The organism is Nonomuraea sp. NPDC051941 (assembly GCF_044593615.1).
The window spans coordinates 182,747-199,367 of the sequence record NZ_JBIUCF010000007.1; the positions used below are offsets into that span (position 1 = coordinate 182,747).

At 71.3% G+C, this 16,621-nt stretch carries 17 protein-coding genes; 9 read left to right on the plus strand and 8 right to left on the minus strand.

What is annotated here, in order from left to right; all coding sequences use genetic code 11:
* The first annotated feature begins 20 nt into the window (after positions 1-20).
* A complete protein-coding gene (locus ACIHFD_RS15095; RefSeq protein WP_397367373.1) occupies positions 21-824 on the plus strand; it encodes an SAM-dependent methyltransferase in 804 nt (267 codons plus the stop codon).
* A gap of 6 nt (positions 825-830) precedes the next feature.
* On the opposite strand, the gene ACIHFD_RS15100 is transcribed toward ACIHFD_RS15095, so the two are convergent.
* Positions 831-1,955 carry an acyltransferase family protein gene (locus tag ACIHFD_RS15100; protein WP_397367374.1) on the minus strand — a complete coding sequence of 375 codons (1,125 nt, stop codon included), beginning with the start codon at positions 1,953-1,955 and terminating at the stop codon, positions 831-833.
* A gap of 43 nt (positions 1,956-1,998) precedes the next feature.
* Positions 1,999-2,151 (minus strand): response regulator transcription factor, encoded by a 153-nt coding sequence (locus ACIHFD_RS15105; protein ID WP_397367375.1) that lies wholly within the window; start codon positions 2,149-2,151, stop codon positions 1,999-2,001.
* Between the two features lie 215 nt (positions 2,152-2,366).
* On the opposite strand from ACIHFD_RS15105, the gene ACIHFD_RS15110 reads away from it, so the two are divergent.
* A complete protein-coding gene (locus ACIHFD_RS15110) occupies positions 2,367-2,603 on the plus strand; it encodes an antitoxin (protein WP_350731678.1) in 237 nt (78 codons plus the stop codon).
* Between the two features lie 8 nt (positions 2,604-2,611).
* On the opposite strand, the gene ACIHFD_RS15115 is transcribed toward ACIHFD_RS15110, so the two are convergent.
* Positions 2,612-3,412, minus strand: a complete 801-nt coding sequence (locus tag ACIHFD_RS15115) for an MBL fold metallo-hydrolase (protein ID WP_350731677.1) — start codon at positions 3,410-3,412, stop codon at positions 2,612-2,614.
* A gap of 35 nt (positions 3,413-3,447) precedes the next feature.
* Between ACIHFD_RS15115 and ACIHFD_RS15120 the strand changes: the two genes are divergently transcribed.
* Positions 3,448-4,938: a cobyric acid synthase gene (locus tag ACIHFD_RS15120; RefSeq protein WP_397367376.1), complete on the plus strand. Its 1,491-nt coding sequence runs from the start codon at positions 3,448-3,450 to the stop codon at positions 4,936-4,938.
* Between the two features lie 7 nt (positions 4,939-4,945).
* On the opposite strand, the gene ACIHFD_RS15125 is transcribed toward ACIHFD_RS15120, so the two are convergent.
* Positions 4,946-5,953, minus strand: a complete 1,008-nt coding sequence (locus ACIHFD_RS15125; protein WP_397367377.1) for a 1-acyl-sn-glycerol-3-phosphate acyltransferase — start codon at positions 5,951-5,953, stop codon at positions 4,946-4,948.
* 27 nt (positions 5,954-5,980) lie between these two features.
* Positions 5,981-6,793 carry a patatin-like phospholipase family protein gene (locus ACIHFD_RS15130; protein WP_350731671.1) on the minus strand — a complete coding sequence of 271 codons (813 nt, stop codon included), beginning with the start codon at positions 6,791-6,793 and terminating at the stop codon, positions 5,981-5,983.
* Between the two features lie 100 nt (positions 6,794-6,893).
* On the opposite strand from ACIHFD_RS15130, the gene ACIHFD_RS15135 reads away from it, so the two are divergent.
* The 3 genes from ACIHFD_RS15135 to ACIHFD_RS15145 are packed head-to-tail and all read left to right on the plus strand — an operon-like array spanning position 6,894 to position 9,617.
* Complete coding sequence (locus tag ACIHFD_RS15135; protein WP_363980887.1) at positions 6,894-7,793, plus strand: ABC transporter ATP-binding protein; 900 nt, start codon at positions 6,894-6,896, stop codon at positions 7,791-7,793.
* A complete protein-coding gene (locus ACIHFD_RS15140; RefSeq protein ID WP_363980884.1) occupies positions 7,783-8,574 on the plus strand; it encodes an ABC transporter permease subunit in 792 nt (263 codons plus the stop codon). The genes ACIHFD_RS15135 and ACIHFD_RS15140 overlap by 11 nt, the downstream gene beginning before the upstream one ends.
* Positions 8,574-9,617 carry a PucR family transcriptional regulator gene (locus tag ACIHFD_RS15145; RefSeq protein WP_397367378.1) on the plus strand — a complete coding sequence of 348 codons (1,044 nt, stop codon included), beginning with the start codon at positions 8,574-8,576 and terminating at the stop codon, positions 9,615-9,617. Before ACIHFD_RS15140 ends, ACIHFD_RS15145 begins: the two co-directional genes overlap by 1 nt.
* Here the strand turns inward: ACIHFD_RS15145 and ACIHFD_RS15150 are convergent.
* Positions 9,607-10,221 carry a LysE family translocator gene (locus ACIHFD_RS15150; RefSeq protein ID WP_355373738.1) on the minus strand — a complete coding sequence of 205 codons (615 nt, stop codon included), beginning with the start codon at positions 10,219-10,221 and terminating at the stop codon, positions 9,607-9,609. The genes ACIHFD_RS15145 and ACIHFD_RS15150 overlap by 11 nt on opposite strands.
* Positions 10,222-10,225: 4 nt before the next feature.
* A complete protein-coding gene (locus ACIHFD_RS15155) occupies positions 10,226-11,173 on the minus strand; it encodes a quinone oxidoreductase family protein (protein WP_397367379.1) in 948 nt (315 codons plus the stop codon).
* 122 nt (positions 11,174-11,295) lie between these two features.
* Between ACIHFD_RS15155 and ACIHFD_RS15160 the strand changes: the two genes are divergently transcribed.
* Entirely contained in the window at positions 11,296-12,921 is a 1,626-nt protein-coding gene (locus ACIHFD_RS15160) for a serine/threonine-protein kinase (protein WP_397367380.1), read from the plus strand.
* A 143-nt stretch (positions 12,922-13,064) separates the two neighbouring features.
* Here the strand turns inward: ACIHFD_RS15160 and ACIHFD_RS15165 are convergent, their stop codons facing one another.
* Positions 13,065-13,652, minus strand: a complete 588-nt coding sequence (locus ACIHFD_RS15165; protein ID WP_397367381.1) for a TetR/AcrR family transcriptional regulator — start codon at positions 13,650-13,652, stop codon at positions 13,065-13,067.
* Positions 13,653-13,788: 136 nt separating this feature from the next.
* Between ACIHFD_RS15165 and ACIHFD_RS15170 the strand changes: the two genes are divergently transcribed.
* Positions 13,789-15,588, plus strand: coding sequence for an ATP-binding cassette domain-containing protein (locus tag ACIHFD_RS15170; RefSeq protein WP_397367382.1), 1,800 nt, complete (start codon positions 13,789-13,791; stop codon positions 15,586-15,588).
* 32 nt (positions 15,589-15,620) lie between these two features.
* Positions 15,621-16,502, plus strand: a complete 882-nt coding sequence (locus ACIHFD_RS15175; RefSeq protein ID WP_397367383.1) for a virginiamycin B lyase — start codon at positions 15,621-15,623, stop codon at positions 16,500-16,502.
* Positions 16,503-16,621 lie beyond the last annotated feature (119 nt).

Genomic DNA, 16,621 nt, shown 5'->3' on the forward strand with positions numbered 1-16,621 from the left:
TCACGAATGGAGGCCGTGACATGCCGGAGCAAGGCGGTGGCGGAGCTATGGGGATCGACGTCACCAGGCCAAGCGTCGCCCGTATGTACGACTACTACCTCGGAGGCAAGGACAACTTCGAGGTCGACCGCGACGCCGTACGGCGGGTCGAGAAGGCGATGCCCGAGATCCGTCAGCTGGCCCAGGAAAACCGGGCGTTCCTGCGCCGCGCTGTGCGGCACATGGCCCGGCAGGGGATCCGGCAGTTCATCGACATCGGCTCCGGCCTGCCCACCGTGGGCAACACCCACGAGATCGCCCAGCAGATCATCCCGGACGCCCGGGTGGTGTACGTCGACAACGACCCAGTCGTGCTGCAACACGGCCGCGCGCTCCTGGCGACCGACCACAACACCACCGTGGCCGCCGCCGACATGCGCCGCCCGGCCGACGTGCTCGGGCACCCGGAGACCGTCAAGCTCATCGACTTCAACGAGCCGGTCGGCGTCCTGATGATCGCCATGGTGCACTTCCTCACCCTGGAGGAGCGCGCCTCGGTCATGGGCCAGCTGCGCCACGCCCTGGTGTCCGGCAGCCACCTGACGGCCACCCACGTCACCGTCGACGGCCACCCGGCGGACGCGGTAGCCCAGATCGAGACGGTGTACGCGGCCACGCCGACGCCGATCTACTTCCGCGAGCACGCCGACGTGGCGAGCTTCTTCGATGGGTTCGACCTGGTGGATCCCGGTCTGGTCACCATCGACGCCTGGCACCCAGACCCGGCCGACCCGGCTCCCGCCGCCACGCGATGGCTGTACGGAGGAGTCGGCCGCAAGCCGTGAGCCGCCTCATCGAGGCTCCGCGCCGCCGGCGACCAGGCGTTTGCCGAGGCGCTGGGCCGGGGCCTCGATCAGCCGGTAGGTCATGGCGCTGAGCGGGATCAGGGCCAGGAAGTACAGCACCGGGTTCGGGATCACGTGCAGCAGGATCGGGTGCAGCAGGTAGACGGAGAAGCTGATCACGCCGAGCCGCGCCAGCCAGCGCGGGAACGCCCGCCGGCGCAGCGCGAACGCCAGTCCGAAGGCGCCGTACGCGAGCGCGATCGCGGGCGCCCAGCTGGGCTCGTCCTTGGCGAAGAGCCCGCAGCCCAGCACCACCGCCACCGCGACGGCCGCCGTACGCCAGCGGACGGCTCCCTGCTCGGCCCGGTACACCGCCGTCCCCGCGAACATCGTCGCCAAAATGATCACACCCTGCCAGGTGCCGGCCCGGCTGCCCAGGATCACCAGCCCGAGCCCGAGGAGACCGCCCGCGACCGCGGCGGCCGTACGTACCCTGCCGTGCCCGAGGGCGGTCACCGCGATGGCCGCCACGACCGCGACGGGGAGCAGCACGGCGGCCACGTCGTCCCGGCCGCCGATCATCGTCTGCGGCACCAGCAGGCCCAGGCCCACGGCCACCAGCGCCAGGACGACGGCGATCTCCGCCGACCTGCCGGCCTGCCGCACCTGGAACAGCGCGACGCTGATCAGGTAGAAGGTCATCTCGTACGAGAGCGTCCACGTCACGGTGATGACGGCCGGCAGGTTGAGCAGCTCCTGCAACATGGTCAGATTGCCGAGCGCGACCACGGGGAGAGGACGCTCGGCGAGCTGAGGTTCGAGGGGGAGCACGCCTGCCAGGGCCAGGAGCAGCACCAGGCCGCAGGCGCTGACCAGCAGGGGGAGGAGGCGGAAGGCCCGCCCGGTCCAGAAGGCCCGCACGTCGCCGCGCCGTTCCAGGGAGGCGGGGATGATGTACCCGCTGACCAGGAAGAACACGAACACGCCCCAGCTGCCGAGGTCGATCCTCCGGTCCACCTCCACCCAGAGGTCCGGGACGAAGGTCCAGCCGGCGTGGTGCATGGTGACGGCCAGCGCGGCCGGCCCCCGCAGGGCGTCCAGCCAGGCCAGCCGGGCGGGGGCCCTGAACATCTGCCGGAGTCTAGGCCATACGAGACCGCCGGGAGTCCACGTCTCAGACCAGCCGGGCCTCGTAGGCGGCGATGACCAGGTGGACGCGGCTACGCGCACCGAGCTTGGTCAGCAGGCTGCTGACGTGCGTCTTGACCGTGCTGAGGCTGACGTACAGGCTCTGCGTGATCTCCGCGTTGGACAGGCCCCGGGCCACCAGGACGAGGACGGGGAGTGGGTCAACCGGTTCCTGCCCGGTTACCCGGCGCTCCAGCTGATCGAGCAGCTGCCGGCCATCATGCCGACCTGGGCGGCTTTCACGGTGCTCGCCGGGTGGGCGGTGGTTCCGCTGCTCGCCGCCTGGTGGCGGGCGTGAATGTGCAGGATGCGGGGGTAGGGGGCGCCCGTAGTCCGAAGAAATGGGGAACGTGTATGAGCCGCATCGGGGAATGGCTGAAGAAGGCGGAGAACCTGGCCAGAGGGCATTCCAAGCAGGCCGACCAGTTGCTGGACCGGGCCGAGCGCTACGCGAAGGAGCGGACCGGCCACAAGTACGACGACCAGATCTCGAAGGGCGCGGACGCGGTGCAGGAGCGCTACGGCGGCGGTGGTCAGAAGCAGCCGCCCGTTCGGGACGAGGAGACCAGGGACCAGAGGCGCGAGGGCTGAACGGCCGGCTACCTGTCCTCGACGAAGGAGAGGTAGCGGTCGGCTGAGCGGCGGACGGCCTCCGCGCCGTCCCCGTGCACGACGCGCTTCCACCAACCCCCGTAAACCCTCTCGAACGCGTACGGCTCCAGCAGGTCCAGGGCACGGCGCACGACGTGCGGACGTTCCGGGATGTAGTTGGGGTAGCTGTACATGAAGCTCACCCAGCGCCGGTCCTGGACGACCTGGAGGATGTCACCCGAGAACAGGGCACGCTCGGACGACCAGTGCAGCACCTGGCCGCCCTCGAAGTGCACGCCCGCGTTGATCAGGGTGAGGTCCTCCGACAGCCGGTGGGTGTCGCCTTCCCAGAAGATGACCGAGTCGTCCGGTCTGGCCACCCACCGCCTGTCGGCGGCGTGGATGTACACCGGGGCGTCGAAGGCCCGGGACCATTCGATCATGGAGCCGTAGAAGTGGGGGTGGCTGATGGCGATGGCCGACACCCCGCCCAGCTCCTCGACCTCGGCGATCAGGTCGTCGTCGAGGTAGGAGACCATGTCCCAGAGCACGTTGCCCTCCGGCGTGCGCAGCAGGAGCGCGCGCTGCCCGATCGCCGTGGGCGGGGCGGTGCCGATGCCCACCACGCGCGGGCCCTCCTCCTCCACCCGGCCGCGATGGCCCTCGGCCGCCAGGCCCGCCAGCGTGGTCCACCGCTGGCCGTCCCAGCCGACGTACTGGCGCTCGTCCTCGCAGATCGGGCAGTCGGGGCGCGGCTCGGCGTACTGGACGCCGCAGGTGCGGCAAATGGGCAGGTCGGCCGGTGGCATACGGGCAGCCTAGCGCGGGCCTGTACGGTGATCGCATGGTCAGAGGGGGGTTGCTGGTCGCGGGGACCACGTCCGACGCGGGCAAGAGCGTGCTGACGGCGGGGATCTGCCGGTGGCTGGCCCGCAGGGGCGTGCGCGTCGCGCCCTTCAAGGCGCAGAACATGTCGCTCAACTCGTACGTCACCGCTCAAGGCGCCGAGATCGGCCGGGCCCAGGCGACGCAGGCGCAGGCCGCCTACCTGGAGCCGACGGTGGACATGAACCCCATCCTCCTCAAACCGGGCAGCGACCGCCGCAGCCAGGTCGTCCTCATGGGCAACCCGGTGGCGGACGTGGACGCGATGGAGTACGGCGCGCTCAAGGACCTCCTGCGCGCCACCGCGCTGGAGGCGCTCGAAAGGCTCAGAGGTCAGTACGACGTGGTCGTGTGCGAGGGCGCGGGCAGCCCCGCCGAGATCAACCTGCGCCGCGGCGACATCGCCAACATGGGTCTGGCCAGGGCCGCGAACCTGCCCGTGATCGTGGTCGGCGACATCGACAGGGGAGGGGTGTTCGCCGCGTTCTACGGCACGGTGGGCCTCTTAGACGCCGACGACCAATCGCATATTTCCGGATTTGTCGTGAACAAGTTCCGCGGCGCGCGGGAGCTCCTGGAGCCCGGCCTCGACATGCTCAGGCGGCTGACCGGGCGCGAGGTGTACGGCGTCCTGCCCTGGCTCGACGGGCTCTGGCTGGACGTCGAGGACTCGTTGGCCCTGGACAGCCGGAAGGTCGCGGTAGGCGCCCCGTACGGCAGGCAGACCCTCCGGGTGGCCGTCGTGCGGCTGCCGAGGATCTCGAACTTCACCGACCTGGACGCCCTGGCCGCCGAGCCGGGGGTCGTGGTGCGTTTCGTGACTGATCCGGTCGAGCTGGACGACGCCGACCTGGTGGTGCTGCCGGGCTCCAGAGCCACGGTGAGCGACCTGGCGTGGCTGCGGGAGCGCGGGCTGGCGGCGGCGATCGTCGACCGCGCGGGGCCCGTGCTGGGGATCTGCGGCGGGTTCCAGATGCTCGGGCGGGAGATCGTGGACGAGGTGGAGTCGGGGGCGGGTAAGGTCGAAGGGCTCGGACGGCTGCCGGTACGCGTCGAGTTCGCGAAGGAGAAGCGGCTCGGGCGGCCGGAGGGCACGGCGTACGGGCAGCCGGTCCGCGCGTACGAGATCCACCACGGGCTGGCTTCGGTCGACGGAGGCGAGCCGTTCCTCGACGGCTGCCGGGCCGGCAACGTCTGGGGCACCACCTGGCACGGCGCCCTGGAGAACGACGGCTTCCGCCGGGCCTTCCTGGCCGACGTGGCCGCGCGGGCGGGACGCGACTTCGCGCCGGCTCCCGGCACGGACTTCGCCGCGCTCCGGGAGGAGCGGCTCGACGCGCTCGGCGACCTGGTGGAACGGCACCTCGACACGGACGCGCTGCTCCGCCTCATCGAGCACGGCCCGCCGGACGTCCCGGTCCTGCCCCCGGGCGCGCCGCCGCTCGGCTAGCGGGCGCTCATCTTGTCCGGGCCACGCGCTGGGCGGCGATCCAGGCGTCGATCTGCTCCCAATGGTCGTACAGCCACCGGACCCGGTCCTCCCGCTCCGCCGGGATCTCGGCCGCGGGCACCCGCCACCACTTCGCGGTGATCTGAGCGTTGAAGGGCAGCTTGCGCCAGACGTCCCCCAGCGTGATGAGGTCGTCGAGCCCGGTGTGCGCGACGAAGATGACGTCCGCCGACGGGCACGCCTCGATGGCCGTGATGGCGCCGTTCGGGCGGGGCGGGAGCAGGTGGTCCATGCCGCGCGCCCGCTCCGCCTCCTCGGTCAGCCCCTTCTCCTCCAGCCGCCGGATGGCGAGCCGGCGGCGGCGCGGGGTGAAGTTCCCGCCCTCGGGGAAGATCACGAGAGCGTCCTGGTCGCCCATCGTGGCGGCGAGGCGGTGGATCTCCTCGATGATCCGCTTCTGTCCGGACTTGCGGGGCACGAACGCGTTCGGCAGCCGGTTGATCACGACGTCCAGCGAGGGGTCGTATTGGAGTGCGGCCTTCATGACGATGCGCGGCCGCCGGTGATAGATCGCCAAAAGGTAATAAATCAGCAAAAAGGAGTCGCCCGGGCCCGCGTGCCGGGACAGCACGATGACCGGTCGCGTCAGCCTGGCGGACTGCTCCTCGATCGTCAGGTCGGGCTCCTGGATCTCCAGCGTCAGCCGGAAGATCCGTACGGCGGCCGCGTGCACCTTGGCCAGGAACCACCTGATCAGGGCGTAGTGCCGCTCCTGACGCCGGGCCCCGCCCGCCACCCACAGCCACAGGCACGTGATCAGCACGCCCGACTCCAGCGTCAGCCACACCGTGGCGAACCAGACGAACCTCGCCCCTCTGCGCCGCGGCGGCGGCAGGCGCAGCGAGGCCGCGGCCGTGACCAGGAGCCAGAACGGCAGCGTCACCACCATGAACACGGTCACCACGATGACCAGCGGAGCCAGCACCAGCCGGCGGAGAATACGCGGTGGAAGCAACGGCGCCTCCCTGAAACGGTCTAACCCTCATCCTCCTCTGTTACGCAAATAGCGGGAAGAAGCGCTGTATGCCCGCTCGATGCAGGCGGAGATCTGCGAGATGTCGCGGTAGCGCAGCGGGGAGAGCGCCTCGGTCATCCCGGCGGGCAGCACGTGCACCTCCACGCCGGGCGGCAGGCTGGCCATGTCCTCGGCGAACCGGTGCCTGCGCGCGATCTCGAACGCCACCATGCCCACCTCCCAGAACCTCCTGGGCGGCGCCAGCGGCCGTTCGATCCGCCCGACGTGCAGGACGTAGACGCGCTTGGCGCCGAGCTGCACGGCCCGCCCCACGGGGATGCTGTGCACCAGCCCCCCGTCGTAGAAGTGCTCGCCGCCGATCACGACGGGCGGCAGCAGCCCGGGCACCGCGCACGACGCCAGCACGGCATCGACCAGCGGCCCGCCGGTGAACCAGTGCGCCGCCGCCCGCTCGACCGAGGCCGCCACGCACTGGAAGGGGACCTCCAGCTCCTCGATCCGCGAAACCCCCACGGTCCCGCTCAGAACCTCGCGCAACGGCCCGATCGGGTGCAGATGGGTGCCGGTCCTGGCCAGCGTGGACAACCGGGCCACCCACGAGCCGGCGAAGGCCGTACGTACGACGTCGGAGCGCCACAGAGTGGTCAGCCGCTCCACCGCCTCGGACGGGGCGGCGGCGATGACCACCCCGTTCAGGGCGCCCACGGACGTGCCCACGACGAGGTCGGGGCTGATGCCCGCCTCGTCGAGCGCCTGCAGCATGCCCACCTCGTGCGCGCCGAGCACGCCCCCGCCACCGAGCACGAACGCCGTTTCCACGTCACCCACCTTCTCGTTGCCGCGTCCCGGAAGCAAAGCCATCCGCACGCTGCCGGACCCGTCCGGTGACGGAGGTCCCGCGCGGCGGGACGATTCGGCCATGACAGCAGTGGTGCAGGCCGAAGGGCTGACCAAGTATTACGGCAGGCGCCGCGGCCTGGAAGATCTCACGCTGGAGATCCAGCCGGGGGAGATCTTCGGGTATCTCGGGCCGAACGGCGCAGGCAAGACGACCACGCTCCGGTTGCTGCTCGACGTGATCAGGCCCACCCGGGGCACGGTACGCGTCCTCGGCGCCGACCCGCGCGAGGCCGCGACCCGCTCCAGGATCGGCTACCTGCCGGGCGAGCTGGCGCTGGAGGGCCGCGAACGGGCCAGGGACTACCTGCGCTTCCTCGGCAGGATGCGCGGCGGCGTGCCGGACACGCGCATCGACGCCCTGGCCGAGCGCCTCGAGGCCGACCTGTCGGTGCAGATGCGCAAGCTCTCCAAGGGCAACAAGCAGAAGGTCGGGCTGATCCAGGCGTTCATGCACGAGCCGGAGTTCCTCATCCTGGACGAGCCGACGGGCGGGCTGGATCCGCTGGTGCAGCACGAGTTCCTGGCCATGGTCAGGGAGGTGCGCCAGTCCGGGCGAACCGTGCTGATGTCCTCGCACGTGCTCGCCGAGGTCGAGAACGTCTCGGACCGGGTCGGAATCGTACGGGACGGGCGCCTGGTGGCCGTGGAGGACGTGGCGGCGCTGCGCGAGAAGGCGGTGCGCCGGGTCGAGCTGCACTTCGACGCGCCCGTGCCGCGAGCGGCGTTCGAGAACCTGCCCGGCGTGCGCGACCTGCGCGTGGAGGGTGCCGGCGTGCGCTGCACGATCGACGGCCGGCCGGACGCGCTGATCAAGGCGGCGGCCGCCTTCACCGTGGTGCACATGGTGAGCGCGGAACCGGACCTGGAGGAGATCTTCCTGACCTACTACAGCGACGAGGAGCGGCACCATGATCGCTAAGAGTTTGCGCGACAACCGGCGGTCGCTCATCTGGTGGTGCCTGGGCATCAGCGCTTTCATGGGCGTCTATCTGGGCGCGTACGCCAACGTCAAGCTGAACCCCGAGACCTACGACTCCATGGCCATGGCCAAGTTCCCCGGGCCGCTCAAGGATCTGATGGGCGGGCTCGGGGACTTCGCCTCCGGCGCCGGCTACCTGCAGACGGTCGTCTACCAGCTCTTCGTCCCCATGCTGTTCATCGTGTTCGCGATGCTCCTGGCCAACCGGGCGATCGCGCAGCCGGAGGAGTCGGGCACGCTGGAGCTGGTCGTCACGCTGCCGGTGGATCGGCGGCGGCTGGTGCTGGACAGGTTCGCCGCGCTGGCGGTCGCGATGCTCGTGCTGGCCGTCGTGACGCTGCTCGCCATGTGGGCGATGAGCGAGGTCGTGGAGATGGGGGTGCCGTTCGACCGGATCCTGGCCGCGCACCTCGGGGTGCTCCTGGTCGGGCTGCTGTTCGGGACGATGGGGCTGGCGGTCGGCGCGGCCGCCGGGCGCAGGTCGATCGCCTCCGCCGTGGTCGGGGTGTGGGTGGTGGCCGGCTACGTCGTGGTCACGATCGGCCGGAACATCGACGCCATCTCCTGGCTGAAGTGGGTCTCGCCGTTCCACTACTACGCCGAGGGCCGGCCGCTCTATGAGGGGCTGCCGGTCGGGGACTACCTTGTCCTGGCGGGGGCGACGGCCGTGCTCGCGCTCACCGCGGTGCTCTCCTTCGACAGGCGTGACGTAGGAGTGTGATGGCGATCTCCGAGTTGCCCGCCGACCTGCTCGCCGATCTGCTCGGCGGGCATCGGCGGGTGCTGGCCGAGCACGCCGCGACCGGCCGCTTACCCTCCCGCGAGGCGCTCGACGCCTACCGCGCGGCGGGCAAGCGCGCCGCCACGCTGGGGGTGCCGCTGCGGGTGCTGGTGGACGGCGCGCTCGCCGCCGGCGAAGGGCTGCCGGAAGCGCTGCCCGCGCTGCGCAAGGCGGTCTCCGCGCTGATGGAGGGGTACGAGAGGGCGCAGCTCGCCGCCATCCGCGAGGAGGAGCAGGCCTGGCGGGAGTTCGTGGACGACCTGCTCCAAGGGCGGGCCGAGCGGCTGGCGGAGCGGGCCGAGCACTTCGGGCTGCGGCTGGCGGGGTCGTACGTGGTGGCCGTGGCCCGCGGCATGCGCGACGGCGACCAGGACCGCATCGAACGGGACCTGATCGCCCGGTTCGGCTCGCACAACGTGCTCGTGGCCGTGCGCGACGGGCTGCTGGTGTGCGTGGCCCCGGCGACGCTGCCGGCCGCGGTGGGAGAGTTCACCCATCACGTACGCGCCCGCTTCCCGGTCGGGTGGCGGGTCGCGGTGGGACGGCCGCAGCGCGGCCCCGGCGGCGTGGTGGCCTCCTACCGGGAGGCGGCGCAGGCCCTGGAGCTGGCCGACGGGCTGGGGCTCAGGGCCGACGTGGTCAAGGCGGCCGACCTGCTCGTCTTCCCCGTGCTGCTGCGCGACAGGGGCGCGATCGAGGACCTCGTGACCAGCGTGCTGAGCCCGCTGCTGGGGGCGCGGGGCGGGCACGAGCCGCTGCTGGAGACGCTGGAGGCCGTCTTCGCCTCGCACGGCAACCAGACGGCCGCGGCCCGGCGGCTGGGGCTCAGCCCGCGGGCGGTCACGTACCGGCTGGAGCGCATCCGCCGTCTGACCGGCTTCTCGCCGGACGACCCGACGCAGCGCTTCACCCTGGAGACCGCCGTGCTCGGGGCCCGTCTGCTGGGCTGGCCCACGAGCCCCGGCTTCGGCCTCAGTCGGTGACGGCGAGGCGGATGCCGAAGCCGACGATGACCACGCCGGTCAGGCGGTCGAGGAAGCGGCGTACGGCGGGCGTCCGCAGGAAGCCGCCCACCAGCGAAGCGAACCCGATCAGCGCCGCGCTCCACAGCAGCCCCTCGGCCACGTGCACGCCGGCCAGCACCAACCCCATGACCGCGTGCGGCGCCCCGTCCGGGATGAAATGCGGCAGCATGGCCACGTAGAACGCCCCGACCTTGGGGTTGAGCAGGTTCGTGACCAGCCCGCGCCGGAACCCGCCCCCGAACCGCACCGCCTGCTCCGGCTCGTCGTGGGGCGCGGCCTTGGCCAGGAGCATGCGCAGGCCCATCCACACCAGGTACGCCACGCCGGCCCAGCGCAGGATCTCGTAGCCGAGCCGCGAGGCGGCCAGCAGCGCCGACAGCCCGGCCGCGGTGAGCACGCCCCATGTGAGCGTGCCGAGCTGGATGCCGAGCGTCACGCCCCAGGCCGCCCGCCTGCTCGCCAGCAAGGACGTACGCAGGATCAGGGCCGTGTCGAGGCCGGGGGTGAGCGTGAGCAGTGCCACTACGGCGGCGAACGACCAGATTGATCCTGCGATGTCCATGGCGTCAGGGTATGAGGAGCAGTTTTCCTGTCGTCCGGCGGGCCGCCAGGTCCTCGTGCGCCTGGTGCGCCTCGGCCAGCGGGTAGCGGTGGGAGATGTTGATGGCGAGCTGCCCCGACTTGATCCAGCCGAACAGGTCGGAGGCGCGCCGCAGCAGCTCCTCGCGCTCGGCTATGTAGTGGACGAGCGTGGGCCTGGTCAGGAAGAGCGAGCCCTTGCGGTTGAGGATCTGGGGGTCGATCGGTGGCACCGGGCCGCTGGCGGCGCCGTACAGGGCCATGAGGCCGCGCGGCCGCAGCGCCTCGAGCCCGCCCTCGAACGTGGCCTTGCCGACGCCGTCGTACACCACGTCGATCCTGTCCCGCAGCGCCTCGGCGAAGTCGTCGTACCGCAGCACCTCGTCGGCGCCGGCCTCTCTGGCCAGCTTCTCCTTCTCGCTGGTGGAGACGGTGGTGTGGACCTTGGCGCCCTTGAGCTTGGCCAGCTGGATGAGCAGCTGCCCCATGCCGCCGGCTCCGGCGTGGACGAGCACCTCGTCGCCTTCGCGCACCTCGTGGGTGGAGTGGGTGAGGTAGTGGGCGGTCATCCCCTGCAGCATCGCCGCCGCGGCCACGTCGGCCGGGACGCCGTCGGGCACCGGCACGGCCCGGTTCGCCGGGACCACCGCCTTCTCGGCGTAGCTGCCCAGGACGTTGGCCCAGGCCACGGTGTCGCCCACGGCCACCCCTTGTACCCCAGGCCCGACGGCCGAGACCGTGCCCGCGCCCTCGGAGCCGATGGGAGTGGGCAGGTCGAGCGGGTACGCGCCGGAGCGGTGGTAGATGTCGATGAAGTTGACCCCGCTGGCCGCGACGTCGACCACGATCTCCCCCTCACCGGGGACGGGATCGGGCCGCTCGACGTATTCGAGAACCTCAGGACCGCCAGGGGCGGAGACGATGATGGCATGCATGACGCCTAGTCAACTCCGTACGTGCGGGGGAATGCCACCCGGGTCCGGCTTTGCCCCAGGTGGCGAATACGTGGCGTGCTCGGCCCTGCGCGGTGTGCGGCGTGTCGGTAAGCTAGCGCGCCGTGAGCGGTGAAACCTCCCACATCGGGCGCTACAGGTTGCTTAGCGTGCTGGGCCGGGGCGGCATGGGCACGGTCCATCTCGCCGAGGATCCGGCTGGGCAGCGGGTCGCCGTCAAAGTGATCAACCCGGAGCTGACCCAGCACGAGCAGTTCCGCATGCGGTTCCGCAGGGAGGCGGACGCCGCCCAGAGGGTGCGCAGGTTCTGCACGGCCGCGGTGATCGAGGCCGCGCTCGACGGCGACCAGCTCTATGTCGTCACCGAATACGTGCCCGGCCCGAACCTCGAGGCCGCCGTACGCCAGTCGGGCCCCCTGCGCGGCTCCAGCCTCGACGCGCTGGCCGTCGGCGTGGCCACCGCGCTGACCGCCATCCACGGCGCCGGTGTGGTGCACAGGGACCTCAAGCCGTCGAACGTGCTGCTGTCGCCCGTCGGTCCGCGCGTGATCGACTTCGGCATCGCGCGGGCGCTCGACACGCTCGGAGGCGTCACGGGCACCGGCGAGCTGGTGGGCACGCCCCGCTACATGGCTCCCGAGGTGCTGCGGGGCGAACCCGTGTCCCCGGACTGCGACGTCTTCTCGTGGGGATGCCTGGTCGCGTTCGCCGCCAGCGGCAGGGCGCCCTTCGGTGGCGACACGCTGCCCTCGATCGTCTACCAGGTGCTCAACACCGAGCCGGATCTCAGCGAGGTCGAGCCCAGCCTGCGCGAGCTGGTCGGGGCCGCGCTGCGGAAGGACCCGGCCGCGCGGCCCACCGCGCAGCAGTTGCTCGACCAGCTCGTCGGGCGGTCGGCCGGGCCCGAACAGGCGGCGCACACCGTACAGGTGGCCTGGCAGCAGGCCACGGCGCCGTACACGTCCGTCCAGCAGAAGTCCAAGGGCAACCGCGCCAAGCTGATCGCGGGCGTCGCGGCGGCGGCCGCGGCGGTGCTGGTGGCGGGCTCGGTGGCCGCGTGGGCGGTGTTCAGCCCCAGCGGGCCGCCCGACATGAGCGTTCTCTACCGTGAGGACTTCACGCAGACCTCTGGCGGCTGGAACGGCGTCTACGACCCGGACGAGACGGCCAGCTACGGCTACCGGACGGACGGGACGTACGGGCTGGACGTGGAGAAGGGGTCCGAGGAGCGGTGGGCGAAGGCGCCCATACCCTTCCTCATCGCCACGCCGACCAACACGCCCGACCCGTCGGCCACGCCCACGCCGATGTTGCCCTCGTCCGTCGTCGTCGCCGTCACCGCCGAGGTCAAGAAGTCGGTCGGGAGCGGCGAGTACGGCGTGTACTGCCACAACATGGACGATGACGACACGTACTACGAGTTCGCGCTCGACACGACCGGGAAGGCCAGGATCCGGCGGATCGTGGACGGATCGGGCGGGACGCTGGCCCAGCCGGTGCAGGTGGACGGCCTGCCCGGCAAGGCCCGGGTGGTGGCGGCGTGCGAGCAGACCGGGTCGGCGGTGCGGCTGACGATGTGGGTGAACGATCGGCGGGTGCACCAGGTGGAGGATCCGAACGGGCTCGGGAACGGGTATGTGGGGTTGTTCGCGCGTACGCCCAAGGACGAGACGTCGCTGCTGAAGACGACGTTCGACGACTTCGAACTACGCGGCCAGAAGACCCCCTGACCCTCCCGGGGCACCGGCGCGGGCTGCTCTTGCAGGCGCGGGATCGGCTCACAGAGCACCGGCATGGCCGGCGGCGAGTGCCGCACACCGGCGCGGGCGGCAGCACGGGCGGCGGTTCATAGAGCCCCGTCGCGGGTGGCAGTTCACAGAACACCGGCGCGGGCGGCGGCGAGCGCCGCGTCGGCGGCACGATCGGCGTCCCGCTCGGTGACCGGCTCATGCGCCACGAACAACCGGTAGTAAATAGGCGCGACGGCCACCCTGATCACTTCCCTGACATCCACGACGTCAGGCAGCTCACCGCGTGCGACCGCCCGCCGCACCACCTCGGCCGACTGCTCGTGCCGGGCCATGAAGAACTCGTGCAGCGCCCGCGCCGCGTCGGGATCCTGTACGGCCGCCGCCACGAACGCCGACGACACCGGCCCCAGCTCCGGGTCGTCGAAGCCGCTGCGCACCAGCTGGACGATGCCCCTCAGATCGCCCTCGATCGAGCCCGTGTCGGGAATGGGCCACGGCTCGTCCCTGGCCAGCTCCAGGGCGTCGGAGATCAGCCCCGCGACGCTGCCCCAGCGCCGATAGACGGTCGTCTTGTGCACTCCTGACCGCTCGGCCACGTTCTCCACCGTCAGGCCCCGGTATCCGTGCTCGGCCAGCTCGGCAAGGGTGGCCTCCCGTACGGCGTCCCGAACCCGGGCACTTCGCCCGCCCGGCCGCTTGTTCGACTCCAAAAACTACTCCAGTTGCATTAGCGTCTCCCGCATGGCACACTAACGCTACAACGGTTGCGATTGGAGTTCCATCCTGATCAGTCTTCGAGGGGTTTCCAAGTCATACGGCGAGCGGGCCGTCCTCGCTGAGGCGTCCATGTCCGTGAAGCCCGGCGAGCGCGTGGGCATCGTCGGCGAGAACGGCTCGGGCAAGTCCACGCTGCTGCGGCTACTGGCCGGGGTCGAGCGGCCCGACGACGGCGAGGTGACGCTGGCCGACGACACCGGCTACCTCCGGCAGACGCTCGACCTGCCGCCCGGCCACACGGTCCAGCAGGCCGTCGACGCCGCGCTGGCCGGCCTGCGCGCCATGGAGCGCCGGATCCGCGAGCTGGAGTCGGCGCTCACCGATGACGTCATGGCGGAGTACGGGGAGTTGCTGACGGCGTACGAGCTGCGCGGCGGCTACGAGGCCGACGCGCGGGTCGACAAGGCGTTCCACGGGCTGGGGCTGTTCCACGTGGGCCGCGACCGGCCGCTGTCCAGCCTGTCGGGCGGGGAGCGCGCCCGCCTCGGCCTGGCCTGCGTCCTGGCCGCCGCCCCCAGGGTCCTGCTGCTCGACGAGCCGACCAACCACCTCGACGAGTCGGCCCTGACCTGGCTCGAAGCCCGGCTGCGCGAGCACCGGGGCACGGTCGTCGTGGTCTCCCACGACCGCGTCTTCCTCGACCGGGTGGCCACGGCCGTGCTCGAGGTCGAGCACGGGGCGATCACCCGCTTCGGCGGCGGCTACACCGGCTTCCTGGCCGCCAAGGCCGCCGCCAGGGCCCGTTGGGAGCAGTCGTACGCGGCGTGGTGCGAGGAGGTGCGGCAGGTGCGCGACTACGCGGCCACGACCGCCCACCGGGTGGCCACGGGGCGGCAGATGCGTGACAACAACAAGATGGCCTACGACCGCAACGCCGGGCGGGTGCAGAGCTCGGTGGCCAGCCGGGTCCGCAACGCACACGAGCGCCTTCGCCGGCTGGAGGCCGACCCCGTCCCTCGGCCACCCGCCCCCCTCCGCTTCCACGGCACCTTCACCCCCACCCCGGCCTTCCCCGACCCCCTGAAAACCGACGAAACGAGTCCCAGCACCCCCGCTCTAGGCCCCGCCCCCAACGAAGCACCGGAGCCCACCCCGAAACGCCAGCCCGGCCCACGACACGCCTGCGACGCAGCACCGGAGCCCACCCCGAAACGCCAGCCCGGCACACAACGCACCCCTGATAAGACCCACGAGCCCACCCCAATCCATGAGCCCGCTACGGGACGCGTGGCCGGCGTGCGATGCGCCCCTGATGCAGGACGTGAGCTCGGCTTCCGACACCAGCATGCCGGAGACGAGCATGCGGTCGGGCACGACCGGGTCCAAGCTCGCGTGCTTGTGGAGCTGCGCGATGTCCGGGTCGGCGATCGGTTGCACGTCCCCTCCCTGACCATCGAAGCCGGTGACCGGCTGCTGGTCCGCGGGGCCAACGGCGCGGGCAAGTCGACGCTGCTCCAGACCCTGGCCGAGCACGCCCGGGTAAGGGTCGGCCACCTGCCGCAGGAGGTGACGTTCGACCCCGACCTGACCGTCCTGGACGCTTACGGCCACAACCACAGCTATGCGGACGAGCGGCGTGCGGCTCTGCTGAGCACAGGCCTCTTCAAGCCCCAAGCCCTCGACCAGAAGGTGGGCACGCTGTCGGTCGGGCAGCAGCGCAGACTGGCGCTGGCCCGGCTGCTGGCGCAGGAGTATGACCTCCTCCTGCTCGACGAGCCGACCAACCACCTCTCGCTGGTCCTGGCCGAGGAGATCGAGCAGGCACTCGACGACTACCGCGGCGGGCTCGTCGTGGTGTCGCACGACCGCGCCCTCATCCGGCGCTTCCGGGGGACCGAGATCACGTTGGCAGGAGGACGCATATGTTGAGCAGCAAAGGATCGACCAGTGAAGGACCGCAGATGTTGACCAGGATTGATGAGGGTGCGCCGTACGGCATCGCGACCGGGCCGGATGGGGCGCTCTGGTTCACGCTTGTCCACGAAGGGCGTGTCGGCAGGATGGTGCCGGGCCAGAAGCCGGTGATTCACCAGCTCGATCCGGCCGATGGGCAGCCGATGGTTATCACCCCGGGGCCGGACGGGGCGATGTGGTTCGCGGAGGGCAAGGGCGGCCGGGTCTCCCGGATCGCCGCCGACGGGCAGGTGACCTCCTATGAGGCGGACTCGCCGTACGGGCTCGTCGCCGGGCCAGACGGGGCCATGTGGTTCACCCAGATGCAGACCGGCCGGATCGGGCGCATCGGGCCCGGCGGGGAGCGGACGGAGTTCGAGGTGCCGGTGGAGGGCGGTATGCCCGCCTTCATCACGGTGGGGCCGGATGACGCGCTCTGGTTCACGATCAACCAGGGCAACGCCATCGGGCGGATCTCGCTGGCAGGCGAGGTGACCGTTCACCCGCTCCCCACGGAGGGTGCCGCCCCGGTGGGCATCACGCTGGGGCCGGATGACGCGCTCTGGTTCGTGGAGATCGGCGCTGGTCAGGTCGGGCGGATCGACACCGCCGGCAAGATCACCGAGTACCCATTGCCCGACCGGGTCGCACGACCGCACGCGATCGTCACCGGCCCCGACGGTGCCCTCTGGTTCACCGAGTGGGCCGCCGACCGCCTCGGCCGCATCGCCACCGACGGGACCATCGACTCGTACCCGCTCCCAACCGGACCGCAGGCGGGGGACGAAGGCGCGCGAAAGGCCGAGCCGCACGGGCTGACGGTCGGGCCGGACGGGGCGATCTGGGTGGCCCTGGAGGCGGGCGCTTTGGCCCGCTTCAGCATCGACTAACGAACCACGACCACCTCAGCGACCTCACCTACCAACCAGCCAGCCCTCACCCGGACCCAGCGCCCCGGCTCGGTGTCCGCGTCCAGGGTCTGCGTCCAGGGTCCGTGCCTGGGGTTCGC